The sequence below is a fragment of the Trinickia fusca genome (genome assembly GCF_003628145.1).
Lineage (GTDB): Bacteria > Pseudomonadota > Gammaproteobacteria > Burkholderiales > Burkholderiaceae > Trinickia > Trinickia fusca.
In genome coordinates this window covers 286,726-313,375 of sequence record NZ_RBZV01000002.1, presented here as the reverse complement: position 1 = coordinate 313,375, position 26,650 = coordinate 286,726, and the positions used below count along the sequence as shown (strand labels likewise).

The window sequence follows — 26,650 nt, the reverse complement described above, 5'->3', positions numbered from 1 at the left end:
ATGTGAGCGGATTCGCTGTCCTTGGTTCCTTTCCCCTGTATGTCAAAGCAACTGGCGCCGGCGAGCCGCCGCGTGGGCGACTGCTTTGCCGATGCGTCAATGTCATCCCATAATATGACTGGCACGCATGAATGACGCATTGCCGCAATCAAGCACCAGGGGGCAGCTTGAGCGAGTTGTCAGACGATTCCAAAGTGTTCTTCTCGACGTTGCGGCCTGAGCGGCGCGAGCGCCAGTTCGCGATCGGTGTCGTGCTGGTGTCCCTCGTATTGTTCTGCGCGATCGTGCCTTTCGTGCGCGTGCCGCTCGCCCGCATCTGGGCCTTCATTCCCATCTACGAATCGGCGATGGTCGTCAGCGACGTGCTGACGGCTGCGCTGCTGATCGGCCAGTTCAGCATCCTGCGGGCCCCGGCGCTGCTGATACTCGCCGCCGGCTATCTGTTGACGGCCTGCGCCGCGGCCGCGCACATGCTCACGTTTCCGGGGCTCTTCACGCCCGAGGGGTTGCTCGGCGCGGGCCCGCAGACAACGGCCTGGCTCTACATGTTCTGGCACGCGCTCTTTCCGCTTGCGGTCATCGCCTATACGCTGGCGCCGCGCGAGCAACGCCTGGAGCCACCGCACCGAGCCAGCCCGGCGCTGCCGGTCCTCGTCTGTATCAGCAGTGCTTTGCTGATCGTGGGGGCGTTCACGGCGCTGACGACGGTCGGCCAGTCCCTGATGCCCACGATACTCGAGCAGGAGCGCTATACGCCCGTCTATATCGGCGTAATCGCGGCCGTGTGGTCGATCAGTTTCATTGCGCTTGCCGTGCTGTGGCACCGGCGGCCGCATTCGGTGCTCGACTTGTGGCTGCTCGTGGTGCTGTGCGCGTGGCTGTTCGACATCGCGTTGTCGTCGGCGCTCAATCGCCACCGGTTCGATCTCGGTTTCTACGCGGGACGCGTTTTCGGACTCGTTGCGGCGACCTTCGTGCTGATCACGCTCACGTTCGAGAACGTCAAGCTCTATGCGCGTGTCGTCAAGGCGCTCGATAACGAACGTCTCGAACATCGTCTCGTGCTGGAGAAGACGGCCGAGCTCAACGAGGCGAAAGCGCTGCTCGAGGAGCGTGTCGCCACGCGCACGGCGGCACTGGCCGCATCGAACCGCGACCTGCAGCATGAAGTGGCCGAGCGCATGCGAGCCGAAACGGCGCTCAAGCAATCGCAGGCCGAACTGCGCGAAGTGGCCGCGATCGGCGCGTCAGCGCGCGAGCAGGAGAAGCGGCACATCGCGCGCGAGCTGCACGATGAGCTCGCGCAAACGCTCGCGACGCTGCGGCTCGAACTCGACCGGCTCGGCGAGCGGCTGCCTGCCGAAGACAGCCTTGCTATCGGCAAGCTGCCGGGCATGCGCGCGTTGATCGACGAAGCGGTGACTTCGACACGCCGCATCGCCTCCGACTTGCGGCCGTTGATGCTCGACGATCTCGGGCTCGTGCCCGCGGTCCAGTGGCTCGTGCAAGGTTTCCGCAAGCGCTACGGCATCGAATGCGATCTGTTCGTCGAACCCGAGGATCTCGAGCTCGACGAGCCGCAAGCGTCGACCACGTTCCGCATCATGCAGGAATCGCTTCAGAACGTGGCGAAGCATGCGCATGCCTCGCGAGTGATGGTCAGCCTCGTTCGTGAGGACGGCGAAGTGCAACTCCTCGTGCGCGACAACGGGCTCGGCTTCGATGCGGCCGCTCCGCGCAAGCTCAATTCGTTTGGGCTCGCCGGGCTGCGCGAACGCTCCTATCTCGTCGAAGGCCGGCTCACGATCGAGTCGTCGCCGGGGCAGGGCACGACGATCGACGTACGCATTCCGCTGGCGGTGCAGACGCAAGAGCGTCAGTCGTCGTGAGCAGGCGGGGGCGTGTCAGGGTTCAGATCTCGACGATCTTGTCCCATGCGAACTGGTCGTTTTCGAGCGCGCCTGTGCGGCGGCTGATGTAGCCGCGCGGATTACAGACGACGCGGGTGCCATTCTCGACGTAATCGAACGCCGTATGCGTGTGGCCGTGGATCCACAGCGCGACCGGGGGACCGACGAGCGTCGGCAGATGGCTGATGAAGCCCGCCGAGGCGAGATCGTCGGCAAAGCGAGGGGCCAAGCTGCGGCGATGCGGTGCGTGGTGGGTGACGACGATCGTCTGGCCGGCAAACGGTTTGGCGAGTTCAGCCGTGAGCCAGGCGAGCGCATGGCGATGCAGCTCGAGCGAATCGGCCGGCGTGAACAGGCGCGCGGCGCCGGGTGCGTCGTGCGCGGTGCTCGCATCGTGCGGCCACGTGAGCTGGATCGGACCGCGAAAGTCGAGCATGACCCGCTCGGCAGCGACGATCGAACGCGCGAGCGCGTCGGGGGCCGCGCCGAACAACTCGAAGTCGGTCCACAGCGTCGTGCCGAGCACGCGCCAGCGCCCGGCATCATCGACGAGCGACGCATTGTTCAGATAGTGCACGTGCTCGACGCTGGCGGCGGCATCGCGCATGGCCATTTCGAGCGCGCCGAACTCGCCGTCGTAGTATTCGTGGTTGCCCGGCACATAGACGACGGGCACGTCCGGATCGAAGGTTTCGGCGGCCCAGCGCACGCCCTCGGCGTGGTTGTGGATGTCGCCGGCCAGCACGACGAGATCGGCATCGGCGTGGGCGATCGTGTCAGGCTCGTCGCACTCGAGATGCAGGTCGGACAATACGCGGATCTTCACAGCATGCCTCTTGCTTTGCACGGGGTCAAAGTAAGTGCGCTGCACTCACGCTGACCGACGCACGAGCGCGCCGCCGTGCCGACGGGCCGGCACGGCGCCTTCGTGCTTCGTCGTTAGCGTAGCACTTTGCCAGGGTTCATCAGGCTCAAAGGATCGAGCGCCGCCTTCAACGTCTGCATGAGCCGCACTTCGACGCTCGACTTGTAGTGTGCCGCTTCGTCGATCTTGAGCTGACCGAGGCCGTGCTCGGCGCTGATGCTGCCATGATGACGGTCCACGCTGTCATAGACGATGCGGTTGAGCATGGTTTGATGCTGCGCGAGGAACGCTTTGGCGTCGCCGCCCTCGGGGGCCTGGACGTTGTAGTGCAGATTGCCGTCGCCAAGGTGGCCGAACGTGACCATGCGCGCGCCTGGCACGGCTTGCGCGATGGCCGCATCGGTTTCTTCGATGAACGCACCGATGCTCGAGATCGGGACGGCGATGTCGTGCTTGATGTTCAAGCCTTCCTCGGCCTGGGCGAGCGGAATGTGCTCGCGCAGGTCCCAGAACGCACGCGACTGCGAGAGGTTTTCGGCAACGACGGCATCATCGACGAGCCCTTGCTCGAGCGCCGTTTCCATCATCTGCTCGAATAGCGTGCGTGCATGTTCTTCGCTTTCGCTGTCGGACAGTTCGAGCAGCACGATCTGCGGATGCGATTGCTCGAACGGGTAGCGCAGCTGCGGGAAGTGCTTGCCGACCAGACGAAGGCAAAAATCCGACATCAGCTCGAAGCCGGTCAGCAGCGGGCCGGCAGTACGTTGCGCGAGCGCGAGGAAATCGAGCGCCGCGTGCGGGGAGGCCAGCGCCGCCAGTGCGGTCACGCGCGCGGCCGGCTGCGGATGCAGCTTCATGACGGCGGCCGTGATGATGCCCAGGGTGCCTTCGGCGCCGATGTACAGATCGCGCAGGTCGTAGCCGGTGTTGTCCTTGCGCAGGCCGCGCAGCCCGTCCCAGATCTCGCCTTGCGGCGTGACGACTTCAAGCCCGAGGCACAGCTCGCGTGCGTTGCCGTAGCGCAGCACGCCCGTGCCACCCGCATTCGTCGCCAGATTGCCGCCGATCGTGCAGCTGCCCTCGGCCGCGAGGCTCAGCGGAAACAGCCGTTCGGCATCGCGCGCGCGGCGCTGGACTTCGGCCAGCACGACACCCGCTTCGACCGTGATCGTATTGTTGTGCGGATCGAGCGCGCGCACGCGGTTCAGGCGCGCCAGGCTGATCACGGCTTGCGCGCCGCTCGCATCGGGCGTGGCGCCGCCCGCCAGCCCCGTATTGCCGCCTTGCGGCACGAGTGCCACGCGATGGGTGTTGGCGAGCCGCACGAGCGCCGCGACTTCCTCGGTCGTGCCGGGGCGCAAGACGGCGCACGCAGCGCCCTGGTAGCGGCGGCGCCAGTCGGTCAGGAACGGCTCGGTATCGTGCGCGTCGGTCAGCACGTGCGCATCGCCGATCGCCTCGCGGCAGGCGGCGACGAAGGCGGAGCGGGTGGCGAGGGCAGCGTCGGTCATGATTGGGTCGTCTCGGTTACGAAAGGGGCGGCTTGATTGGGTCGGTCAGGCGGGATGCGGCGGCTTGGCGCTCAAGGTTCGGGCTGCTGCGGCACCGGCCTCGGATCGGCTGCTTCGGCCTCCGGTGGCGGCGCGGCGGCTGGTGCGCGTTTGGCGAGCCGCGCCGCGCGCTTGAACGGAGCGACGTAGGCGAGCGCGCAGACGAGAAACAGGGCGGTCAGCGCCGTCTCGAGCCAGCCGAGCTTGGCCGACAGTCCCGCGTCGGTCATACCGCGCACGATGCCCTCGGCCAGATAGAGCAGGATCAGCATCGATGCCCATTGCAGCGTGTAAAGACGGCGGCGCATCACGCCCGGCACCGCGAGCGCGAGCGGCAGCGCCTTCAGCACGAGCGCCGAGCCGCCAGGGCGCAGCGGCGCGAGCCAACGTTCCCAGGCCAGCGCGAGCACGACGAGTGCGATCAGCGTGCAGGCGGCGCCGAGTGCGCAGCCGTTGCGCCGCACGGGCGCTTCACTGTGTGCGCCGCTGGTCGGCCAGGCCTGGTCAGAGGGCTGCTTCATCGCTGCGCGGCCAGCATCGACGCCGTACGCGCAAGACGCGCGCCGAGCGCCACGGCCAGCGTCTTCTCGTCGGCCGACAGCGCGGACTCGCGCGCACCGGCTCCCGCGACATGGGAGGCGCCATAGGGCGTGCCGCCGGTCTGCGTGGTCGAGAGCGTGCTTTCCGTGTAGGGAATGCCGAGCATCAGCATGCCGTGATGCAGGAGCGGGAGCATCATCGAGAGCAGCGTGGTCTCCTGGCCGCCGTGCATGCTTCCCGTCGACGTGAACACGCACGCGGGCTTGCCGGCGAGCGCGCCGCTCAGCCATTGGGGCGTCGTACTGTCGAGAAAGTGCTTGAGCGATGCGGCCATGTTGCCGAAGCGGGTTGGCGAGCCCAGCGCGAGACCGGCGCATTCCTCGAGATCGCGCGCTTCCGCGTAAGGCGGGCCGTCGTCCGGAATGGCCGGCGCCGTGGCCTCGCTGACGGGTGAGACGCTCGGTACGGTGCGGATGCGCGACTGCATGCCGGGTACGCTGTCGATGCCTTGAGCGATGGCGAGCGCCAGTTCGCGCGTCGCGCCGTGGCGGCTGTAATAGAGTACGAGAATGTCTTTCATGGGCCTCTTGCGTGAGCGGCTTATTATAGGGGCAGGGCAGGCGCGCAGGCAGGAGTGTCCAGTCCGCGCGGCCAAGTCAGGCTGCGTGGTCGTGGCCGAGGCGTTGCGCGCAGTGCCGACCGATGATTCGAAGAAGAAGGAGAAGTGTTCTTGCCGAAGTTGAGTGCCGATCTCGACACGCTCAAACGTCTCGCGCGCTTTGCGTTGCAGCGCAGCCGCGAGGACCGTATCGCCCAGGTCGCGGGCAGCCTCACGTTCACGACGATGCTCGCGATCGTGCCGCTCGCGACGGTCGCGTTTGCGCTGTTCACCGCGTTTCCGATTTTCGGGAAGTTCCAGGCGTCGCTGCAGATGTTTCTTGCGCAGCACCTGATGCCCGATCAGATCAACAACCAGATCTTCAAGTACCTCAATCAGTTCGCCTCGAAAGCGAAGGGGCTGACGACGGCCGGCATGATCGTGCTGTTCGTCACGTCCGTGATGACGATGATGACGGTCGAATCGGCGTTCAACGTGCTGTGGCGCGTGCCCAAGCCGCGCCCGTTCGCGCAGCGCGTGCTCGTGTATTGGGCGATCGTCACGTTGGGCCCCTTGTTGATCGGCATGAGCCTGTCGATCACGTCATACCTGTTCACCGAGTCGGGCACGATCGCAGGCGGGCGCGTGCCGCTGCTCATCGAATGGGCGCTCACGGGCGCCGCGCTGCCGTTGACGGCGCTCGCGTTCTCGATGCTGTACGTCTATCTGCCCAACTGCATGGTGCAGTGGCGGGATGCCTTGGTGGGCGGGTTGTGCGCGGCGATCGCGTTCGAGCTTGCCAAGCGAGGCTTCGGCGCCTACGTGCGGCGCATTCCGACTTACACGGCCGTGTACGGTGCGTTCGCGATGGTGCCGATGTTCCTGCTCTGGGTGTATCTGAGCTGGTTCATCACGCTGACGGGCGCGACGATCGCCTCGGCATTGCCGGCCATTCGCGTGGGGCAGTTTCATCGGCGGCGGTACCCGGGCGGGGACCTGCTCGATGCGCTCGAGCTGCTCGTGCGCCTGGACGACGCGCGCGAAGCGGGCCGGCCCGGACGCACCGCGATGGAGCTCGCCAACCTGGTGCGCTGTGACCTCGATACGACGACGCGCCTCATCGCCAAGTTCGTGCGTCGCGGCTGGGTCACGCGCTTGCAGGACGAGCAGGAGCCGCGCTATGCATTGCTCGTCAATCTCTCTCAGATCACAGTGGCGAGGCTCTTCGACATGTTCGTGATCGACCGCGAGGAGCTCGAATATCAGCTGAAGCTCGACCCGACGCGTGTCGACTGCGATGCGTTGCTCGGTGCGCTGAGGAACGACAAGCTCGAGATCTCGCTGGCGGTGCTGCTTGCGGCGCGCGACGCGCGGCAGGCCTGGCGCAACGAAGGCGCGGGTATCTCGCCGACGGCGCCGCACCACGCGGCATGACGCTTGGCGGCAGTGCCGTACGTTCGCCGCGCCGCGAACGTACGGTGCGTGTGCAGCGCCTGCCGCCAGGCGGCTAGAGCGAAATCTTGCCGACGCAGATGTCCTTGAACATCACCCAGTCGCCCATCAGGCTGTAGATAGGGTGACGGAACGTGGCGGGACGGTTCTTCTCGAAAAAGAAGTGCCCGACCCATGCGAAGCCGTAGCCACACGCGACCGCGGCCGGCAGCCATTGCCAATAGCCGGTGGCGACAGCCATCGCGACGCAGCCGATCACGCCGAGTGACCCGATGAAATGCAGCCGTCGGCACACCGGGTTGCGGTGCTCGCCGAGATAGAACGGATAGAACTGCGCGAAACTGGCGAAGTCGTTCGTCGGTGCGCCGGGAGCCATCGCGACCTCCTTCTGCGTCATGGGTGCGTCCGCCTGCGGCCAGGGAAGGGCAGTGCGGCGGCGTCGGCAAGACACGCCGCCCCTTGGCAGGCACCGGTCGCCAAACCGTTACCGGTTAGACGAAACCCATTGTGCGGCGATCGCTTGCGCACCGCAACCTGGCCGTTCGGCCGAGTCGCGCGTACCCGGCCGAGCGCGTATCGTCAGTGTCAGGCCGCGAGCGGGGCCCGCTTGGCGAACGTGAACAGCGCGTCGAGCAGCGCATCGGGCTGCTCCGACATCAAGGCATGGCCGGCATCGAGCGTGACGACGTCCACTGCCGTGCCTGCCGTTTTGAACGCGTCGACGAGGGCTCGCGCGGCACGGGCTGGCGTCATCATGTCCTTGCTGCCGAGTACGAAGCGTACGGGACACTGAACCTGCGCGGCGCGCTCGAGCCCGTCCGCGTAGCGGTTGCAGACCGAAAAATCGGTATGGAACAGGTGCGGCTCACCGCGCGCGGCCACGCGCTCCATGAGCCGCTGGTTCATGCCGTGCAGCCAGAAGCCGGGTCCGGGGCACGACGGCTTGGCGGCGAGGCTCGAGTGCGACCAATTGTTCACGAGCTCGATGGCCTCGCTTTCGCGGTGCAGCGCAGCATCGAGCAGCGCGTCGGAAACGACCATCGGGAAAGCGGTGCTCACGAGCGCGAGATGCGTCGCGCGGGTGGGGTACCGGCCCGCGAAGTCGAGCGCGATCAACGAGCCCATGCTGTGGCCGGCCACGAACGCGCGATCGACGCCGATCGTATCGAGCAGCGCGGCCAGCCAGTCGGCCAGTTCGCCGATGCTCGTCGCGGCGGGCCCGGCGCTGCGGCTGTGGCCGGGCAAATCGACGGCGAGCACGTTGAAGCCGTGATGGGCGAAGTAGCGGCTTTGCAGCGCCCAGACACTGTGATCGTGTTGTGCGCCATGCAGGAAGACAGCGGTGGGCCGCGCCGGATCGAACGTCTTGCCGCCCGTGTAGGCATAGGCGGCCTTGCCGTGAACGGTGTGAATCATGCGGACTCCTTGTTCGAGGCGGCCGGGCCGGACGCGGCGGGTTTCGACGGGTTCGCTGCGGTTTTCGCGGCGGCCTTGAGCGCGCGCTTGAGGTCGTCGATGAGGTCGTCCGGGTCCTCGAGTCCGATCGACAAGCGGATCGTCCCTTCCCTGATGCCGGCCGCGGCGAGGGCGGCGGCGTCCATGCGGAAGTGCGTGGTCGTCGCGGGATGGATCACCAGCGAGCGCGCATCGCCGACGTTCGCCAGATGCGAGAACAGCGTCAGCGTCTCGATGAAGCGCCGGCCCGCCGCGCGGTCGCCGCGCAGGTCGAAGCTGACGACGGCGCCGACTCCGCGCGGCAACAGCCGCTGGGCGAGCGCATAATCGGGGTGGGATTCGAGTTCCGGGTATGCGACCGATTCGACGGCCGCGTGGCCGGCCAGGAATTCGACGATCCGGCGCGTGTTCGCAACGTGCCGCTCCATGCGCAGCGGCAGCGTTTCGATGCCTTGCAACAATTGCCAGGCGGCTTGCGGGTGCAGGCAGGCGCCGAAGTCGCGCAGTCCTTCGCGCCGCGCGCGCAGCAGGAACGGGGCGACGGTGCTTTCCTCGGCGAACACCATGCCGTGAAAGCCTTCATACGGTTCGGTGAACTCGGGGAAGCGGTGGGATGCCGCAAAGTCGAACGTGCCGCCGTCCACGAGCACGCCGCCCACGGTCGTGCCGTGGCCGCCGAGGAACTTGGTGGCCGAGTGATAGACGAGATCGGCGCCATGCTCGAACGGCTTCATCAGATAAGGCGTCGTGAACGTCGAATCGACGAGCAGCGGCACGCCGTGTGCGTGCGCGATCTCGGCCAGGGTCGCGATGTCGAGCACGTCGAGCCCGGGATTGCCGAGCGTTTCGCCGAACAGCAGGCGCGTATTGGGCCGCAGCGCCGCACGCCAGGCGTCGATGTCGCCCGGCTTGACGAACGTCGTTTCGATGCCGAAGCGGCGCAACGTGTAGTGCAGCAGGTTGTGCGAGCCGCCATAGAGCGCGCTCGAGGCGACGATGTGCGAGCCCGCACCCATCAGCGTCGCGATGGCCAGGTGCAGGGCTGCCTGCCCGCTGGCCGTGCCGATCGCGCCCGCGCCGTTCTCGAGCGCGGCGACGCGCTCCTCGAAGACGGCCACGGTCGGATTCGAGATGCGCGAGTAGACATGGCCGGCGCGCTCCATGTTGAACAGGGCAGCTGCGTGGTCGGTGTCGCGAAAGACGAAGGCCGTGCTTTGATAGATGGGCGTCGCGCGGGCGCCCGTGGTGGGGTCGGGCGCTGCGCCGGCATGCAGCGCAAGCGTATCGAAACGGTTGGCGGACATCGATGGCGGCCGGGCTTCTGGCCCGGCAAGGGTTGAAGTGTCGGCCATCGTATCATTGCCGGGAAGGCATCCAATGTTGGATAGGCGCGCCGATGCCGCGGATAGTGCGGCTGCGAACGATGGCTGGCGCGGCTTCTGGCGGCGCTCGGCTTTCCTTTTGAGGGGCTTTCCGCTAGGATCGCCCGATCTATTCAAGCTTCACCGGGAGACAGCCATGAGAGTCAGCGACATCCTGAAGGTCAAGGGCAACACCTTGTTTACGGTCACGCCCGATACCCCGCTGCAGGACGCAGTGAACACGATGGCCGAACATGACATCGGCTCGCTCGTGGTGATGGAGTTCGGCGATCTGGTCGGCATGCTCACGTTTCGCGAGATCATCCTGACGCTGCGCGCGAACGGCGGCAGCGTAGGGACGTCGACGATCCGCAAGGTCATGGACGACCATCCGCTCACCTGTACGCCCGAGACGGACGTCAACGAAGTGCGTCGCATGATGCTCGAGCATCACGTGCGCTACCTGCCCGTGCTCGAGAATCGCACGCTGATGGGCGTGATCTCGTTTTATGACGTGGCGAAGGCCGTGGTGGAAGAACAAAGCTTCGAAAACCGGATGCTCAAGGCCTACATCCGCGACTGGCCGGAAGAAGAGAAGCAGCAAGAGAAGCACTGATTCGTGCGCTGGCCGATGAGGCCGCGCATGATGTGCGCGGCCTCATCGGCCATTCTTGCCTCCGCCTCACCATACTGCCATCTGGCCGCCGCACGACGGGCCGCCGTTTCGATCACGACCGACATCTCCCCGCTGCATGAGCGATAGCCCATTGCCCGCCACGTCCTACGCGCAAAGCGCCACGCGCGAACACCCTTCGCAATTCGGCCTGATGAAGCAGCGCCGCTTTGCGCCATTCTTCTGGACGCAATTTTTCGGTGCCCTCAACGACAACGTCTTCAAGATCGGCTTCACGTCGCTCGTGACCTATCAGACGGCGCGGTTTTCGGGCGTCGACGCGAAAACGGCCGCGTTCCTGATCTCGGCGATCTTCATCGTGCCGTTCGTGCTGTTTTCGGCCACCTCGGGGCAGATCGCCGACAAGTACGACAAGGCGACGCTCACGCGCTTCGTGAAGACGTTCGAGATTGTCGTGATGCTGATCGGCGGTGCGGGCTTCCTGTGGCACCAGGTGTCGCTCCTGTACCTCGGCACGTTCCTGATGGGCGTGCATTCGACGCTGTTCGGGCCCGTCAAGTACGCCTATTTGCCGCAGCACCTCGACGATCATGAGCTCGTGGGCGGCAACGGGCTCGTCGAGATGGGCACGTTCATCGCGATCTTGGTGGGCACGATCATCGGCGGGGCCTCGGCCGGCTTCGTCGAGCACGGCACGTGGATCCTCGCGTGCAGCTGCGTGACGATCGCGATCGTGGGGCGCCTCACGTCGAGCATGGTGCCGGCGTCGCCGGCGCTGCAGGCTGACCTGCGCATCAACTGGAATCCGTTCACCGAAACCTGGCGCAATCTCGCGCTCGCGCGCGAGAACCGCACGGTGTTCCTGAGCCTGCTCGGCGTGTCGTGGCTGTGGTTCGTCGGCGCGACGTTCCTCACGTCGTTCTTCAACTTCGCGAAGGATGTGTTGTCGGCCAACCCCGACGTGGTCACGGTGCTGCTCGCGACGTTTTCGCTCGGCATCGGCACGGGCTCGCTGCTGTGCGAGCGGCTCTCGAAGCGGCGCGTCGAGATCGGCCTCGTCCCGCTCGGCTCGATCGGCATGAGCGTGTTCGCGATCGATCTTTACTTCGCGAGCCACGCGCTGCCGAGCGCGCAGCACCTGTTCACCGTCGGCGAGTTCCTGGGCCAGCTCAGGCACTGGCGCATTCTTGCCGACCTGTTCCTGCTCGCGATGTTCGGCGGCTTCTATAGTGTGCCGCTCTATGCGCTGATCCAGAGCCGCAGCCAGCCCACGCATCGCGCGCGCATGATCGCGGCCAACAACATCCTCAACGCGTTCTTCATGATCGTCTCGGCGCTGATGGCGATCGTGCTGACCTCGGCCGGCGTCAGCATTCCCGGCATCTTCCTGACGACCGCGCTGCTCAATATCGTTGTGGCCGCGTACATCTATTCGCTCGTGCCCGAGTTCCTGTTGCGCTTTATTGCGTGGGTTCTCGTGCACACGTTCTACCGGATCCGGCTCGTGCATCCCGAGCGCATTCCCGTGACGGGGCCCGCGGTGCTGGTATGCAACCATGTCAGCTACGTGGATGCGGTCGTCATCATGGCCGAAAGCCCACGGCCGATCCGCTTCGTGATGGATTACCATATCTTCCGCTCGCGGTTCGGCGGCTGGGTGTTCCGCCACGCGAAGGCGATTCCGATCGCGCCTTCGCACGAAGATCCCACCATGCTCACCAAGGCCTACGACGCTTGCGCGGAGGCTCTCGCCGAGGGCGAGCTCGTCTGCATCTTCCCTGAGGGCAAGCTTACGCGCGATGGCGACATCAATGCGTTCCGTCATGGCGTCACGCACATCGTCGAGCGTACGCCGGTGCTTGTCATCCCGATGGCGCTGCGAGGTCTGTGGGGCAGCGTGTTTTCGCGCGATACCGATGCGCACTGGCCGCGTCCGCTGCGCAAGGGGGTGTCGAGCCGCCTCACGCTGGCCGTGGCCGAACCGCTCGAGCCGCAGGCCGCGACGCCCGAAGCGTTGCAGCGCATCGTCACCGAGCTGCGCGGGCCGCGCCGCTAGCGCCGGCGGCGCTGAGCGCTCCGGCGGCCTTGCCACGCGCGAGGCATAATAACCACCTTTCGCATTCCACTTTCCTAGGGGCACGTCCATGTCCGGCAATACTCTTGGCACGCTGTTCACTTGTACGACGTTCGGCGAATCGCATGGCCCTGCCATCGGCTGCGTGATCGACGGGTGCCCGCCGGGCATGACGTTGTCGGAAGCTGATATTCAGCTCGAACTCGATCGTCGCAAGCCCGGCACGTCGCGCCACGTGACGCAGCGACAGGAAGACGACAAGGTCGAAATCCTGTCGGGCGTGTTCGAAGGCGTGACGACGGGGGCACCGATCGGGCTGCTGATCCGCAACACCGATCAACGCAGCAAGGACTACGGCAACATCGTCGAGACGTTCCGGCCCGGCCACGCCGACTACACCTACTGGCAGAAGTACGGCGTGCGCGACTATCGTGGCGGCGGGCGTTCGTCGGCGCGGCTGACGGCACCGACGGTGGCGGCTGGCGCCGTCGCCAAGAAGTGGCTGCGCGAGCGCTTCGGCGTCGAGGTGCGCGGCTACATGAGCGCGCTCGGCGAAATCGACGTGCCGTTCGTTGATTGGTCGCACGTCGGCGAGAACGCGTTCTTCGTGCCGAACGCCGAGATCGTGCCGCGTCTCGAAGACTATATGGATGCGCTGCGCAAGGACGGCGACTCGATCGGCGCGCGTATCAACGTCGTCGCAAGCGGGGTGCCCGTGGGGCTCGGCGAGCCGTTGTTCGACCGGTTGGATGCCGACATCGCGCACGCCATGATGGGCATCAACGCCGTGAAGGGCGTCGAGATCGGCGCGGGCTTCGCGAGTGTGGCGCAGCGCGGCTCCGAGCATGGCGACGAGTTGACGCCGCAAGGCTTCGTCGGCAATCGCGCGGGCGGCATCCTCGGCGGCATCTCGACGGGCCAGGACATCACGGTGTCGATCGCGATCAAGCCGACCTCGAGCATCCGTACGCCGCGTCGCTCGATCGACAAGGCGGGCGAGCCGGCCGTCGTCGAAACGTTCGGCCGTCACGATCCGTGTGTGGGCATTCGGGCGACGCCGATCGCCGAGGCGATGCTGGCGCTCGTGCTGATCGACCATGCGTTGCGCCATCGCGCGCAGTGCGGCGACGTGCAAGTGACGACGCCGAAGATCGCGGCGAGCGCACCGTAAGAGGCGGGCGGGGCAGGCGCCCGCTCGACGCTTCCGGTCGTTCTAAAAGAGAAGGGCGCTGATTCGTCATCAGCGCCCTTCGCATTGATGCATTCGGGCTTGCGCGTCGTCGAGCCGACGCGCGAGCCCTAGGCAATCCTTATCGCCATCACATGTTCGCGTAGTTCGGCCCGCCGCCACCTTCAGGCGTAACCCACACGATGTTCTGCGTCGGATCCTTGATGTCGCACGTCTTGCAATGCACGCAGTTCTGCGCATTGATGACGAGCTTGTCGCTGCCGTCGTCGTTCTTCGTGAACTCGTACACGGCGGCCGGGCAATAGCGGCCTTCGGGGCCCGCGTAGGTCTGCAGGTTCACGTTGACGGGCACCGATGCATCTTTCAGCGTCAAGTGCGCGGGCTGGTTTTCCTCGTGGTTCGTGTTCGAGAGGAACACCGAGGAGAGACGGTCGAACGTGAGCTTGCCGTCCGGCTTCGGATAGACGATCGGCTGGCACTGCGCGGCCGGCTTGAGCATCTCGTGATCGCGGTGCTTGTGATGCAGCGTCCAAGGCACGTTGCCGCCCAGCACCTTCTGTTCGAGGCCGACCATCAGCGTGCCGAGGTACAGGCCCTTGCTCATCCACTGCTTGAAGTTGCGCGCGCGGTGGAGCTCTTCGTGCAGCCACGAGGTCTTGAAGGCCTCGGGGTAGGCGAGCAGTTCATCGGCTTGACGGCCGGCCTGCACGGCATCGAACGCCGCTTGAGCGGCCATCATGCCGCTCTTGATGGCGGCATGGCTGCCCTTGATGCGCGAGGCGTTGAGGAAGCCTGCATCGTCGCCGACGAGCGCGCCGCCCGGGAACACGAGCTTGGGCAGCGACATGAGACCGCCTGCCGTGATCGCGCGCGCGCCGTACGAGATGCGCTTGCCGCCTTCGAGGAACTTGCGGATCTCGGGGTGCGTCTTGTAGCGCTGGAATTCCTCGAACGGCGACAGATACGGATTCGTATAGCCGAGGCCGACCACGAAGCCGATCATCACCTGGTTGTTGTCGATGTGATAGAGGAACGAGCCGCCGTAGGTTTGCGTGTCGAGCGGCCAGCCGGCCGTATGGATCACGAGCCCGGGCTGATGCTTGGCCGGATCGATCTCCCACAGCTCCTTGATGCCGATGCCGTAGACCTGCGGATCGGCGTCCTTCGCGAGCTGGAATTTGTCGGAGAGTTGGCGGCCCAGATGCCCGCGCGCACCTTCGCAAAACAGCGTGTACTTGGCATGCAGCTCCATGCCGAGCTGGAAGTTCTCGGTGGGCTCGCCGTCCTTGCCGATGCCCATGTTGCCGGTGGCGACGCCCTTGACGGAGCCGTCCTCGTGGTACAGCACTTCGGCGGCCGGAAAGCCCGGGAAGATCTCGACGCCGAGCGCTTCGGCCTGCTGGCCGAGCCAGCGCGTGACGTTCGCGAGGCTGATGACGTAGTTGCCGTGGTTCTTGAAGATGCCGGGCAGGGCCCAGTTCGGCGTCTTGACCGCGCCTTTTTCCGAGAGGAACAGGAAACGGTCTTCGGTCACTTCGACGTTCAGCGGCGCGCCTTTTTCCTTCCAGTCGGGAATCAGCTCGCTAATGGCGCGCGGGTCCATGACGGCGCCCGATAGGATGTGAGCACCGATCTCGGAGCCCTTCTCGAGCACGCACACGCCGAGCTCGACGCCCTTTTCCTGGGCGAGCTGCTTCAGGCGGATGGCGGCGGAAAGGCCCGCGGGGCCGCCGCCTACGATCACGACGTCGTACTCCATCGACTCGCGTGGACCGTATTGCTCGATGAGACTTTCGGGGGTCATGGAGGCTCCTCTGCCGTTAGAATGCTTTTTCGGGATGGTATTGTCAGCGAACGAATGTGGCGCTGCAACCGAATCGCTTCAGATTAGCACGATCGTTCTATTTACATGGTAGAGTGGGGCCTCTTGCGCGCCGCTCGAGCATGGCAACTGCATTTGTCCGCGGGGTCGTTGGACACCGCGGATTCCTTAACGACCAAGAGGAACGACTATGGGCCGTTCGATCAATCTGGAAGGCAAGGTCGCGCTGATCACCGGTGCCTCGAGCGGGCTCGGCAAGCGCTTTGCGCATGTGATGTCGCAGGCGGGCGCGAAGGTGGTGCTGGCCAGCCGGCGTGTCGAGCGCTTGAAGGAGCTGCGCGCCGAAATCGAGGCGGCGGGCGGCGCGGCGCACGTGGTGTCGCTCGACGTGACGGATTACCAGAGCATCAAGTCGGCCGTCGCCCATGCGGAAACCGAGGCGGGCACGATCGACATCCTCGTCAACAATTCGGGCGTGTCGACCACGCAGAAGCTGACCGACGTCACGCCGGCCGACTTCGAATATGTGTTCGACACGAATACGCGCGGCGCATTTTTCGTCGCGCAGGAAGTGGCCAAGCGCATGATCATGCGCTCGGGCGGCGCGGCGCAGAAGCCGGCGTACCGCATCATCAACATCGCGTCGGTGGCGGGCTTGCGCGTGCTGCCGCAGATCGGTCTGTACTCGATGAGCAAGGCGGCCGTCGTGCAGATGACCAAGGCGATGGCGCTCGAATGGGGGCGCCATGGCATCAATGTCAACGCGATTTGCCCCGGCTACATCGATACGGAGATCAATCATCAACATTGGTCGACGGAGCAGGGCCAGAAATTGCTGTCGATGCTGCCGCGCCGACGCGTCGGGCAGCCCGAGGATCTCGACGGCTTGGTGCTGCTGCTCGCGGCCGACGAATCGCAATTCATCAACGGCGCGGTGATCTCGGTCGACGACGGTTTCAGCCTTGCATGAACCTCGGCCAGGCCGAGCAGATTTTTCCTTTTGCTGAAGAGAAGTGACAGAAGTGACGATGAACGATTACCAACCCGTGTTCGAAATGTCGATGCCGATCCGCTGGGGCGACATGGATGCTTTCGGCCACGTCAACAACACCGTTTATTTCCGCTATATGGAGCAGGTGCGGATCAGCTGGTTCGAGCACCTGGGGCTCGTCGGCGGCAAGGAGGTGGGGCAGGGCCCGGTGATCGTCAATGCGTCGATGGAATTTCTCAAGCAGTTGCACTACCCCGGCAACGTGATCGGCCGCATGTCGGTCGGCACGCCGGGGCGCAGCAGTTTCGACACGGGTTTCGAACTCGTGCGCGCCGACGATCCGGGCACGGTCTATGCACGCGGCGCAGCGCGCTGCGTGTGGATCGACTATGCCGCCGGCAAGTCGGTGTCGCTGCCGGACCCGCTACGCCAGTTGCTCGAGCATCCCGTCCTTGAAAGGGCGCTGTAACGCGCGTCACTGACCCAGCAGTCGCTGCAGCAGCTCGGTCGCATTGCCGGTGCCGTATTTGCGCATGAGTCGCGCGCGGTAGATGTCGACGGTGCGCGAGCTGATGTCCAGCGCGCGGCCGATCTGCTTGCTCGTCTTGCCCGTGGCGAGCTGTGCGGCGACCTCGCGTTCGCGTGGCGTCAGCTCGACGGCCACGCGGCGCGTCGCACTCAAGTCCTCGAAGGTCCAGATGCCGGCGGCCAGCGGCGCATGCCGCTCGAGCGCGCGGCCCGTGACGTGGCACCAGAACAGCTCGCCGTCGGCGCGCTTCATGATGCGGTCGTCGGCATAGCTGCCCTGCGCCGTCATGATGGGCCCGATGCGCTCGCCGATCCGTTCGAATTCGTCGGGCGACGGATACAGCACCTTGAACGATTTGCCGATCAGCGTCTCGCGCGAGCAGCGGAAGATGCCGGCAAGGGCGTCGTTACAGTCTTCGATGATGCGGTCGCGCGAGAGCACGAGCCCGATCGGCGCAAGATGAAAGGCGGTCTGGTAATCGATTTGGGACATGATTCGCGGCGCGTCCGAGCACGGAGCCGGCGGGCTTTTGCTTATGTATTTTTGCGTATTGTGCCGCAAGCGCGGCGCATCGTACCCTTTTGCGCATTCCTGGCGAGCGCTCCGGCAGGTAACGCGGGGCTCGGCGAGACGGCTCGACGCGGGCCGGCCGCCGCCGCTGACCAGGGCCTGGCATTAGCGTCGGCAAGCCCTAGAATGATGAAGCGTCGAAAACCGCTCGATGCATGCCGCGCCGATGCGGTTTTCGGATTTCCAATCGTGGAAGGGACACTCAGATGAACAAAGTCTATCCAAGCGCATCCGCTGCGCTCGAAGGCATCGTCAAGGACGGGCAGACGTTGGCCGTCGGCGGTTTCGGGCTGTGCGGCATCCCCGAGGCGCTGATCGCGGCGCTGCGCGATACGGGCGTCAAGGGCCTCACGTGTATCAGCAACAACGCGGGCGTGGACGGCTTCGGCCTGGGCCTGCTGCTCGAGACGCGCCAGATCAAGAAAATGATTTCGTCGTACGTGGGCGAGAACAAGGAGTTCGAGCGCCAGTACCTGGCGGGCGAGCTCGAGCTCGAATTCACGCCGCAGGGCACGCTGGCCGAGAAGCTGCGTGCGGGCGGCGCGGGCATTCCCGCCTTCTTCACGCAAACGGGCTACGGCACGATCATCGCCGAGGGCAAGGAGACGCGTCAGTTCGGCGAGAACCAGTATGTGCTCGAGCATTCGCTGACGGCCGACGTCGCGCTCGTGAAGGCGTGGAAGGCCGACAAGTCCGGCAACCTGATCTATCGCCGCACGGCGCGCAACTTCAACCCGATGTGCGCGACGGCGGGGCGCATCACGGTGGTGGAAGTCGAAGAGATCGTGGAGGTCGGCGAGCTCGATCCTGATGCCATCCATACGCCGGGCATCTTCGTGCAGCGCATCGTGCTCAATGCGCATCCGGAAAAACGCATCGAACAACGCGTCGTGCGCGCAAAGGGAGACTGAGATGGCATGGACTCGTGAAGAGATGGCCGCGCGCGCGGCCAGCGAGCTGCAAGACGGCTTCTACGTGAACCTCGGCATCGGCCTGCCGACGCTCGTCGCCAACTACGTGCCGCCGGGCATCGAGGTGTGGCTGCAGTCGGAGAATGGGTTGCTCGGCATCGGGCCGTCGCCGACCGAAGACGAAGTGGATGCGGACCTCATCAACGCGGGCAAGCAGACGATCACGACGCTCCCCGGTTCGTCGATTTTTTCGTCGGCCGATTCGTTCGCGATGATCCGCGGCGGGCACATCAACCTGGCGATTCTGGGGGCCATGCAGATCAGCAAGACCGGCGATCTGGCCAACTGGATGATTCCGGGCAAGATGATCAAGGGCATGGGCGGCGCGATGGATCTGGTCGCGGGCGTCAAGCGCGTGGTCGTGCTGATGGAGCACGTGGCCAAGGGCGACCAGCACAAGATCCTCGAGTCGTGCACGCTGCCGCTGACGGGCGTGGGCGTCGTCGATCGCATCATCACCGATCTGGGCGTCATCGACGTAACCCCTCAAGGCTTGAAGCTCGTGGAGCTCGCCAAGGATGTGACGATCGACGAGATCCAGGCCAAGACCGGTGCGCCGCTCGATGTGAGCGCCGTGCAGTGAGTCTCATGCGAGCGTGAGCTCGCCAGTGCGATGCCATGACGGGTGAGGCGTGTGCCTCGCCCGTTTTTCTTTGATTGGTTGCAGCGGCCGCACGCTCGCACGCGGAGCGGGCTTGCGCCGAGCGACTACAATCGGTTGCGATCGCCAATCTTTAGTTCAGTCATGAGGACAGTTCGATGAGTACGTCGTCCGCCACCGCAGCTTCAGGCTCTCGTGCCAGCAGCCCTGCGCCGCGTCAGCGCTTCGTCCAATGCGCGAACCCGACGGGCCTGCATCGGATGGCGTACACGGAGTGGGGTGATCCGGACAATCCGCGTGTGCTCATCTGCGTGCATGGGCTCACGCGTTCGGGGCGCGACTTCGATCGCGTGGCGGCCGCGCTCAGCGACGTCTATCGCGTCGTGTGCCCCGACGTGGCCGGGCGCGGCTTGTCGGATTGGCTGTCCGACCCGAATCGCTACATCGTGCCGCAATACGTGGCCGACATGGTCGCGCTGATCGCGCGGCTCGACGTCGAGACGGTCGATTGGTTCGGCACCTCGATGGGCGGCCTCATCGGTCTCACACTGGCTGCGCTGCCGGGCACCCCGATCGCGAAGCTGCTCGTGAACGACATCGGTCCGCACATCGAGCCGGCCGCGCTCGATCGTATCCGTGCGTACGTCGGCCTGCCGGAGCGGTTCGCGACGCTCCAGGAAGGCATCGACCGCGCGGCCGACCTCGCGGTGTCGTTCGGTCCGCTGACGGCCGACGAGTGGCGCGAGATCAATACGCCGTTATTGAGGCAGCGTGACGATGGCGCATGGGCGTTTCGCTATGATCCGGCCATCGCGTTGCCTTTGGCCGCGCCGAGTCCGGATGCCGGGCTCGGCGCCGAGCGTATGCTGTGGCAGCTGTTCGAGGCGGTCGCTGCGCCTATGCTGGTCGTGCGCGGCGCCCAGTCGGATCTGCTCTCGCGCGAGACGATGGAGCGGATGGTCGAGCGCGGCCGGGCTGTCTCGAGCGTCGAGATCGCGGGCTCCGGGCACGCGCCGGCCTTCCTCGATGCCGCGCAGATCGGCATCGCGCGCCGGTTCTTCACGGGCGATGCTGCGCCGGCGTCATAGCGTCATAATACGAGTCTGCCGTGCGGGCGCGAACGCGTGAGTCCGTGCGCGGCAACGGTCGATCAACCCTTCATCGAATCAATCAAGAAAGGACATCTCTACATGGCAGTCATTCGTCATCACGTTGGCCCGCGCCTGTCGGAAATCGCAATCCACAACGGCACGGTCTACCTCGCTGGGCAAATTGCAGAAGACACGGCGCAGGACATCACGGGGCAGACGCGCGAAGTGCTCGGCCACATCGACCGCCTGCTCGCCGAAGTGAACAGCGACAAGTCGCATTTGCTGTCGGTGCAGATCTATCTGTCGGACATGGTGCACTTCGCGGGCATGAACGAAGTGTGGGACAGCTGGGTGGTGGCAGGCGCGACGCCGCCGCGCGCGACCGTCGAAGCGAAGTTGGCGAACCCCGAATGCCTCGTCGAAATCGTCGTCGTGGCCGCACAACGGAGCTGAGCCGCAGTTGAAGTTCGCGTTGGGTTTGTTTGGCTCGATGAGCGCTGCACCATGATGGTCGAAACCAGTACTAGCGCGCCGCCGTACGAAGACGCGCTCGCGTTCGTGCGCGAGCACGCCCACGATGCGCGGCTGCCCTCGGGCGAGCTGCTTGCCGATCATGCGGCCGGCACGGCGGCGATCGTCAGCAAGCTCAACGTCGACCCGCCGGCGGTGCAAGCCGCGGCGCTGTTCGCGTTGACGCCGCATCTGAGGGACCCCGAAACGCTCCTCGCCGAGCGTTTCGGCGAGGAAGTCGCGCAGCTCGTCGGCGACGTGCGCAAGCTGCTGCGTCTCGGCACGGTGAGTCTGCGTGCGGCGCAGACTCCGATGCTCGATGCCGGGCGCGATGCACAGGCGGCCCGCCGCGCGCAGATCGAAGCGCTGCGCAAGATGTTGCTCGCGTTCGCGCAGGACATCCGCGTGGTGCTGATCCGTCTCGCGTCGCGCTTGCAGACGTTGCGCTACTACGCGGCCACGAAGACGGCACCGCCGCCCGACGCGGCACGCGAAACGCTCGACATCTACGCGCCGCTCGCGAACCGCCTGGGTATCTGGCAGTTGAAGTGGGAACTCGAAGACCTCGCGTTTCGCTTCGAGGATCCCGATACCTATAAGCGCATCGCGAAGCTGCTCGACGAAAAGCGAGCGGAGCGCGAAACCTATGTCGCGGGTGCAATCGAGCGGCTCAAAGAGGAGCTGGCGGCGGCGCAGATTCAGGCGGATGTCAGCGGACGCCCGAAGCATATCTACAGCATCTGGCGCAAGATGCGCGGCAAGGCGCTCGATTTCGCTGAGCTGTACGACGTGCGCGCGTTCCGCGTGATCGTGCCCGACATCAAGGACTGCTACACGGTGCTCGGCATCGTGCACAACCTTTGGCAGCCCGTGCCGAAGGAGTTCGACGACTACATTTCGCGGCCCAAGCCGAACGGCTACAAGTCGCTGCACACGGTCGTGATCGGCGACGACGGGCGCGCATTCGAAGTGCAGATCCGCACGCACGAGATGCATCGCTTCGCCGAATACGGCGTCGCCGCGCACTGGCGCTACAAGGAAGCGGGCACGCGCGGCTACGGCGGCCAGGTCACCGCGAGCGACAAATACGACGAGAAGATCGCGTGGCTGCGCCAGCTGCTGGCCTGGAAGGACGACGTGGCCGAAGGCGGGCCGGATGCCAGCAAGCCGTGGGAGCAGTTGCGACAGGCCACGCTCGACGACGATCACCTCTATGTGCTGACGCCGCAGGCGCGCGTGATCGCGCTGCCGCAAGGCGCGACGCCCGTCGATTTCGCCTATCACCTGCACAGCGACCTGGGCCACCGGTGCCGCGGCGCGCGTGTGGACGGCGCGATGGTGCCGCTGAACACGCCGCTGCAGAACGGGCAGACGGTCGAGATCGTGGCCGTGAAAGAAGGAGGGCCGTCCCGCGACTGGCTGAACCCGCAGCTCGGCTATCTGCACAGCGCACGCGCTCGTCAGAAGGTGCGTGCGTGGTTCAATGCGATCGAGCTGCAGGAGAACATCGCGAACGGCCGCGCGATGGTCGAAAAGACGCTGCAACGCGAGGGCAAGACGTCCGTCAACCTCGATCAGCTCGCGGCGAAACTCGGCTTCAAGGCGCCGGAGGATCTGTTCAACGTCGTCGGCAAGGACGAGTACAGTCTGCGCAACATCGAGCAGGCGCTCTCGGAAGCGGTCGCGCCGGAGCCGCAGATCGACGTGCCCGCGCAGTTCGAAAAGCGCGGCAGCGGGGCGAGCGTCGCGCGCGGCGCATCGACGGGCGTGCTCGTCGTCGGCGTCGATGCGCTGCTCACGCAGCTCGCGCGTTGCTGCCGGCCCGCGCCGCCCGATGAGATCAGCGGTTTCGTGACGCGCGGCAAGGGCATGTCGGTTCACCGCAGTGACTGCGTGACGTTCCAGCGCATGGCCACGCGCGCGCCCGAGCGTGTCCTGCAGACGGCGTGGTCGGCCGATGTGCTCGGCGGGCGCGGCTCATCGGTGTATCCGATCGACATCGCGATCGAGGCCAATGACCGCCAAGGCCTCTTGCGCGACATCTCCGAAGTGTTCGCGCGCGAGAAGATGAACGTGGTCGGCGTGAAGTCGATGACACGACGCAATGCGGCCTTCATGCAATTCACGGTGGAGGTATCGAGCTCGTCGCAAGTCCAGCGCGCGTGCTCGTTGCTGGGCGAGGTGAGCGGCGTCGTGCGTGCGTCACGCAAGGCTTGAAGCACTTTTTTTAGGTGAGGTGAAGAAAGTGCTTGCAAAGGCGGAATAGGGTCCATATAATCTCATTTCTTCGCAGGCTCGTAGCTCAGCTGGTTAGAGCACCACCTTGACATGGTGGGGGTCGTTGGTTCGAGTCCAATCGAGCCTACCAACGAAAATCGAGAGCCCGGTTCGCCGGGCTCTCACACAAAGCAGGACGCGCGAGAGCGCAAAAGGCGCAATGGTTATGACATCGCGAACGTTTACCGAAACATTTTCGGAGCGACGCTAGTCGAGGACCTCTTTCGCCCTGTTTTGTTTGCAGTTTGTGGAAAGTGAATGCGGCCCCTCGAAAGCGGGGCCGCATTTTTTTTACCCGCTGGTTTCTGTTGCTTTTACCGCCAACCGAAGTTTTTGATGCCGCCTCAAACAGGCATCGGGAGAGAACGCAATGGTTTCGATACGCCTGCCCGACGGTTCGGTTCGACAGTACGATCATCCGGTGACGGTTGCCGAAGTGGCGGCATCGATCGGCCCAGGCCTGGCCAAGGCCGCGCTCGGCGGCAAGCTCGACGGCGAGCTCGTCGATACGTCGACGCTGATCGAGCGCGACGCATCGCTGGCGATCGTGACCGAGAAGGACGCGGACGGCCTCGACATCATTCGTCACTCGGCGGCGCACTTGCTCGCGTACGCGGTGAAAGACCTGTATCCCGAAGCGCAGGTGACGATCGGGCCGGTCATCGACAACGGCTTCTACTACGACTTCGCCTATCAGCGTCCCTTCACGCCTGACGATCTCGAGAAGATCGAAAAGCGCATGCTGGAGCTCGCGAAGAAGGACGAGCTCGTGTCGCGCCGCGTCGTGTCGCGTGACGAGGCGGTCGAGTACTTCAAGAGCATCGGTGAGAAGTACAAGGCCGAGATCATCGAGTCGATCCCGGCCAGCGACGACATCAAGCTCTATTCGCACGGCGGCTTCACCGACCTGTGCCGCGGCCCGCACGTGCCGTCGACGGGCAAGCTCAAGGTCTTCAAGTTGATGAAGGTCGCGGGCGCGTACTGGCGCGGCGACTCGAAGAACGAGCAGCTGCAGCGCATCTACGGCACGGCCTGGGCCAAGAAGGAAGAGCAGGACGCCTACCTGCACATGCTCGAGGAAGCGGAGAAGCGCGATCACCGCAAGCTCGGCAAGCAGCTCGACCTCTTTCACCTGCAGGACGAATCGCCGGGCATGGTGTTCTGGCATCCGAAGGGTTGGTCGCTGTGGCAGCAGGTCGAGCAATACATGCGTCGCCGCGTGAATGCCGATGGCTACCTCGAGATCAAGACGCCGATGGTCATGGACCGCTCGCTGTGGGAAGCGTCGGGCCACTGGCAGAACTATCGCGAGAACATGTTCACGACGGAGTCGGAGAAGCGCGACTACGCGATCAAGCCGATGAACTGCCCGGGCCACGTGCAGGTGTTCAAGCATGGCCTGCGTTCGTATCGCGACCTGCCGCTGCGCTACGCCGAATTCGGCTCGTGCCATCGCAACGAGGCCTCGGGTGCGTTGCACGGCCTCATGCGCGTGCGCGGTTTCGTGCAAGACGATGCGCACATCTTCTGTACGGAAGAGCAGTTCATCGCCGAGTCGATCAAGTTCAATACGCTCGCGATGAGCGTGTACCGCGACTTCGGCTTCGAGAAAATCGACATCAAGCTGTCGCTGCGTCCTGAGCAACGTGCCGGTACCGACGAGATCTGGGATCGCGCAGAAGCAGGGTTGCGCGAAGCGCTGACGGCTTGCGGTCTGCAGTGGGAAGAGCTCGAAGGCGAGGGTGCGTTCTACGGTCCGAAGATCGAGTATCACATCAAGGACGCGCTCGGCCGTTCCTGGCAATGCGGGACGCTGCAGCTCGACATGGTCCTGCCCGAGCGTCTGGGCGCCGAGTACGTGGCCGAGGACAACGGCCGTCGCCGCCCTGTGATGCTGCACCGGGCGATCGTCGGCTCGATGGAGCGTTTCCTCGGCATTTTGATCGAGCACCATGCGGGCGCAATGCCCTCTTGGCTGGCGCCGACGCAGGCCGTGGTAATGAATATTGCCGAAAGTCAATCGGAATATGCGCAATCGCTAGCTCAATCGTTGCAAAAACAAGGGCTTAGGGTTGAGGTCGATTTGCGCAACGAGAAAATTAGCTATAAAATACGCGAGCACACGCTCGAAAAAGTGCCGTATCTGCTGGTGGTCGGCGACAAAGAGCGTGATGCACAAACGGTAGCCGTGCGTGCTCGTGGCGGTGTGGATCTGGGCTCGATGCCGATCGACACCTTCGTTGAACGCCTGCGTCAGGAAGTCCAGGCGTTCCAGTGAAGCCACTGAGGCAGCGCGGCTCGTTTTTTTAATTTTTAGAGGAAACGTAACATCGCTACGGATAAGTCGCATCGCATCAACGGTGAAATCACGGCACCCGAGGTGCGTCTGGTCGGAATCGACAACGAACCCCTCGGCATCGTGAAACTGGCAGATGCTTTCCGCATGTCGGAACAGCAGGACGTGGATCTGGTGGAAATCGCCCCCCAGGCGGTCCCGCCCGTTTGCCGTTTGATGGATTACGGCAAGTTCAAGTACCAGGAAGCGAAGAAACAGCACGAGGCCAAGCTCAAGCAGAAGGTCATCCAGGTCAAGGAAGTCAAGTTCCGCCCGGGTACCGACGACGGTGATTACAACGTCAAGCTGCGCAACCTCGTCCGCTTCCTGGAAGAGGGCGACAAGACGAAAATCACGTTGCGTTTCCGGGGCCGTGAAATGGCGCACCAGGAAATCGGCATGCGTATGCTCGAGCGCCTGCGCACCGATCTCGAAGAGGTCGGGCAGGTCGAGCAGATGCCGAAGATGGAAGGGCGCCAGATGATCATGGTGCTCTCGCCGAAAAAGAAGAAGTGACGCGTCGCGCGCAGGCCGGCTCTGAGAGGCAGGTTCGGCGCGCGGTTCGCGAAGTGGTATCGAGCAGGTTTCGGAATCACGCCCGGGCTCCGGGCGCGATTCATGAAAAAGCGGCGGCCGGCCACGGCGCGCTGCACACAAGTGGACTGGGTTCCAAAGGGCGGGTCAAGGGTCATCGAGCCAACCGCACACCCATCGCCATCTAATAAACTGGAGTTGTCATGCCTAAGATGAAGACCAAGAAGAGCGCTGCAAAGCGCTTCGTGGTGCGTCCGGGCGGTACCGTCAAGCGCGGTCAAGCCTTCAAGCGCCACATCCTCACGAAGAAAACCACGAAGAACAAGCGTCACTTGCGCGGTTCGACGGCAGTTCATGATTCCGATCTGAACTCCGTGCGCGCAATGCTGCCGTTCGCTTAACCCTTAACCGACACTCATAGGAGCGAAACATGCCTCGAGTCAAACGTGGGGTTACAGCACGTGCCCGCCACAAGAAGGTCATTAATCTTGCGAAGGGCTACCGCGGCCGCCGCAATAACGTCTATCGCATCGCCAAGCAGGCGGTCATGCGCGCTGGTCAGTACGCGTATCGTGACCGTCGCAACAAGAAGCGTGTGTTCCGCGCACTGTGGATCACGCGTATCAACGCGGCGGTGCGTCAGCACGACATGACCTACAGCGTGTTCATCAACGGCCTGAAGAAGGCGTCGATCGAACTCGACCGTAAGGTCCTGGCCGATATGGCCGTGTTCGACAAGGCTGCTTTTGCTGCGATCGTCAAGCAGGTGAAAGCCGCCGTTGCAGCCTAAT

Annotated in this window: 24 protein-coding genes, 1 tRNA gene and 1 pseudogene; 17 read left to right on the top strand and 9 right to left on the bottom strand. The window is 64.6% G+C overall.

What is annotated here, in order from left to right; genetic code table 11:
- The first annotated feature begins 167 nt into the window (after positions 1–167).
- On the top strand, positions 168–1,889 hold the full coding sequence (locus D7S89_RS06025; protein ID WP_121276622.1) for a sensor histidine kinase: 1,722 nt from the start codon (positions 168–170) through the stop codon (positions 1,887–1,889).
- A gap of 22 nt (positions 1,890–1,911) precedes the next feature.
- Here D7S89_RS06025 and D7S89_RS06020 read toward each other — a convergent pair whose 3' ends face one another.
- The 4 genes from D7S89_RS06020 to wrbA all read right to left on the bottom strand — a co-directional run bounded on the left by D7S89_RS06020 (position 1,912) and on the right by wrbA (position 5,445).
- Positions 1,912–2,736, bottom strand: coding sequence for a metallophosphoesterase (locus tag D7S89_RS06020; RefSeq protein ID WP_121276620.1), 825 nt, complete (start codon positions 2,734–2,736; stop codon positions 1,912–1,914).
- 113 nt (positions 2,737–2,849) lie between these two features.
- On the bottom strand, positions 2,850–4,286 hold the full coding sequence (locus tag D7S89_RS06015; RefSeq protein WP_121276618.1) for an FAD-binding oxidoreductase: 1,437 nt from the start codon (positions 4,284–4,286) through the stop codon (positions 2,850–2,852).
- Positions 4,287–4,357: 71 nt separating this feature from the next.
- Positions 4,358–4,846: a DUF2069 domain-containing protein gene (locus tag D7S89_RS06010; RefSeq protein ID WP_121276616.1), complete on the bottom strand. Its 489-nt coding sequence runs from the start codon at positions 4,844–4,846 to the stop codon at positions 4,358–4,360.
- Positions 4,843–5,445, bottom strand: coding sequence for an NAD(P)H:quinone oxidoreductase (gene wrbA / locus D7S89_RS06005; RefSeq protein ID WP_121276614.1), 603 nt, complete (start codon positions 5,443–5,445; stop codon positions 4,843–4,845). The genes D7S89_RS06010 and wrbA overlap by 4 nt, the downstream gene beginning before the upstream one ends.
- Positions 5,446–5,595: 150 nt before the next feature.
- Here wrbA and D7S89_RS06000 point away from each other — a divergent pair, with 150 nt between their 5' ends.
- Positions 5,596–6,897, top strand: a complete 1,302-nt coding sequence (locus D7S89_RS06000; protein ID WP_121277317.1) for a YihY family inner membrane protein — start codon at positions 5,596–5,598, stop codon at positions 6,895–6,897.
- Between the two features lie 73 nt (positions 6,898–6,970).
- Here the strand turns inward: D7S89_RS06000 and D7S89_RS05995 are convergent, their stop codons facing one another.
- The 3 genes from D7S89_RS05995 to D7S89_RS05985 all read right to left on the bottom strand — a co-directional run bounded on the left by D7S89_RS05995 (position 6,971) and on the right by D7S89_RS05985 (position 9,674).
- Positions 6,971–7,291 (bottom strand): Mpo1-like protein, encoded by a 321-nt coding sequence (locus tag D7S89_RS05995; protein WP_121277316.1) that lies wholly within the window; start codon positions 7,289–7,291, stop codon positions 6,971–6,973.
- 209 nt (positions 7,292–7,500) lie between these two features.
- Complete coding sequence (locus D7S89_RS05990) at positions 7,501–8,331, bottom strand: alpha/beta fold hydrolase (RefSeq protein ID WP_121276612.1); 831 nt, start codon at positions 8,329–8,331, stop codon at positions 7,501–7,503.
- Complete coding sequence (locus tag D7S89_RS05985; protein WP_121276610.1) at positions 8,328–9,674, bottom strand: O-acetylhomoserine aminocarboxypropyltransferase; 1,347 nt, start codon at positions 9,672–9,674, stop codon at positions 8,328–8,330. The genes D7S89_RS05990 and D7S89_RS05985 overlap by 4 nt, the downstream gene beginning before the upstream one ends.
- A gap of 214 nt (positions 9,675–9,888) precedes the next feature.
- Here D7S89_RS05985 and D7S89_RS05980 point away from each other — a divergent pair, with 214 nt between their 5' ends.
- The 3 genes from D7S89_RS05980 to aroC all read left to right on the top strand — a co-directional run bounded on the left by D7S89_RS05980 (position 9,889) and on the right by aroC (position 13,610).
- Positions 9,889–10,347 (top strand): CBS domain-containing protein, encoded by a 459-nt coding sequence (locus D7S89_RS05980; RefSeq protein WP_121276608.1) that lies wholly within the window; start codon positions 9,889–9,891, stop codon positions 10,345–10,347.
- A 136-nt stretch (positions 10,348–10,483) separates the two neighbouring features.
- Positions 10,484–12,421, top strand: coding sequence for an MFS transporter (locus D7S89_RS05975; RefSeq protein WP_121276606.1), 1,938 nt, complete (start codon positions 10,484–10,486; stop codon positions 12,419–12,421).
- Between the two features lie 88 nt (positions 12,422–12,509).
- Positions 12,510–13,610, top strand: coding sequence for a chorismate synthase (gene aroC, locus D7S89_RS05970; protein ID WP_121276604.1), 1,101 nt, complete (start codon positions 12,510–12,512; stop codon positions 13,608–13,610).
- 148 nt (positions 13,611–13,758) lie between these two features.
- On the opposite strand, the gene D7S89_RS05965 is transcribed toward aroC, so the two are convergent.
- Positions 13,759–15,432 (bottom strand): electron transfer flavoprotein-ubiquinone oxidoreductase, encoded by a 1,674-nt coding sequence (locus D7S89_RS05965; protein WP_121276602.1) that lies wholly within the window; start codon positions 15,430–15,432, stop codon positions 13,759–13,761.
- A 208-nt stretch (positions 15,433–15,640) separates the two neighbouring features.
- On the opposite strand from D7S89_RS05965, the gene D7S89_RS05960 reads away from it, so the two are divergent.
- On the top strand, positions 15,641–16,420 hold the full coding sequence (locus D7S89_RS05960) for an SDR family oxidoreductase (protein WP_121276600.1): 780 nt from the start codon (positions 15,641–15,643) through the stop codon (positions 16,418–16,420).
- Between the two features lie 58 nt (positions 16,421–16,478).
- Positions 16,479–16,910, top strand: coding sequence for an acyl-CoA thioesterase (locus D7S89_RS05955; protein WP_121276598.1), 432 nt, complete (start codon positions 16,479–16,481; stop codon positions 16,908–16,910).
- Between the two features lie 6 nt (positions 16,911–16,916).
- Here D7S89_RS05955 and D7S89_RS05950 read toward each other — a convergent pair whose 3' ends face one another.
- The gene (locus D7S89_RS05950; RefSeq protein ID WP_121276596.1) at positions 16,917–17,462 is read right to left on the bottom strand and encodes a PAS and helix-turn-helix domain-containing protein; all 546 of its coding nucleotides are present in this window, start codon (positions 17,460–17,462) and stop codon (positions 16,917–16,919) included.
- Positions 17,463–17,746: 284 nt separating this feature from the next.
- Between D7S89_RS05950 and D7S89_RS05945 the strand changes: the two genes are divergently transcribed.
- The 10 genes and pseudogenes from D7S89_RS05945 to rplT all read left to right on the top strand — a co-directional run bounded on the left by D7S89_RS05945 (position 17,747) and on the right by rplT (position 26,649).
- Positions 17,747–18,451 (top strand): CoA transferase subunit A, encoded by a 705-nt coding sequence (locus D7S89_RS05945; protein WP_121276594.1) that lies wholly within the window; start codon positions 17,747–17,749, stop codon positions 18,449–18,451.
- Position 18,452: 1 nt separating this feature from the next.
- Complete coding sequence (locus tag D7S89_RS05940) at positions 18,453–19,094, top strand: CoA transferase subunit B (protein ID WP_121276592.1); 642 nt, start codon at positions 18,453–18,455, stop codon at positions 19,092–19,094.
- A 164-nt stretch (positions 19,095–19,258) separates the two neighbouring features.
- Positions 19,259–20,200 (top strand): annotated as a pseudogene (locus D7S89_RS05935) (alpha/beta fold hydrolase); the annotation flags it as partial.
- Between the two features lie 102 nt (positions 20,201–20,302).
- Entirely contained in the window at positions 20,303–20,656 is a 354-nt protein-coding gene (locus tag D7S89_RS05930; RefSeq protein ID WP_121276588.1) for a RidA family protein, read from the top strand.
- Positions 20,657–20,707: 51 nt separating this feature from the next.
- Positions 20,708–22,930, top strand: coding sequence for a RelA/SpoT family protein (locus tag D7S89_RS05925; RefSeq protein WP_121276586.1), 2,223 nt, complete (start codon positions 20,708–20,710; stop codon positions 22,928–22,930).
- 74 nt (positions 22,931–23,004) lie between these two features.
- Positions 23,005–23,081, top strand: a tRNA-Val gene (locus tag D7S89_RS05920).
- A gap of 279 nt (positions 23,082–23,360) precedes the next feature.
- Positions 23,361–25,268, top strand: a complete 1,908-nt coding sequence (thrS, locus tag D7S89_RS05910) for a threonine--tRNA ligase (protein WP_121276584.1) — start codon at positions 23,361–23,363, stop codon at positions 25,266–25,268.
- A 51-nt stretch (positions 25,269–25,319) separates the two neighbouring features.
- A complete protein-coding gene (gene infC / locus D7S89_RS05905) occupies positions 25,320–25,841 on the top strand; it encodes a translation initiation factor IF-3 (RefSeq protein WP_121276582.1) in 522 nt (173 codons plus the stop codon).
- Between the two features lie 221 nt (positions 25,842–26,062).
- Complete coding sequence (gene rpmI, locus D7S89_RS05900; RefSeq protein WP_006052501.1) at positions 26,063–26,260, top strand: 50S ribosomal protein L35; 198 nt, start codon at positions 26,063–26,065, stop codon at positions 26,258–26,260.
- Between the two features lie 29 nt (positions 26,261–26,289).
- Positions 26,290–26,649: a 50S ribosomal protein L20 gene (gene rplT, locus D7S89_RS05895; protein ID WP_121276580.1), complete on the top strand. Its 360-nt coding sequence runs from the start codon at positions 26,290–26,292 to the stop codon at positions 26,647–26,649.
- Position 26,650 lies beyond the last annotated feature (1 nt).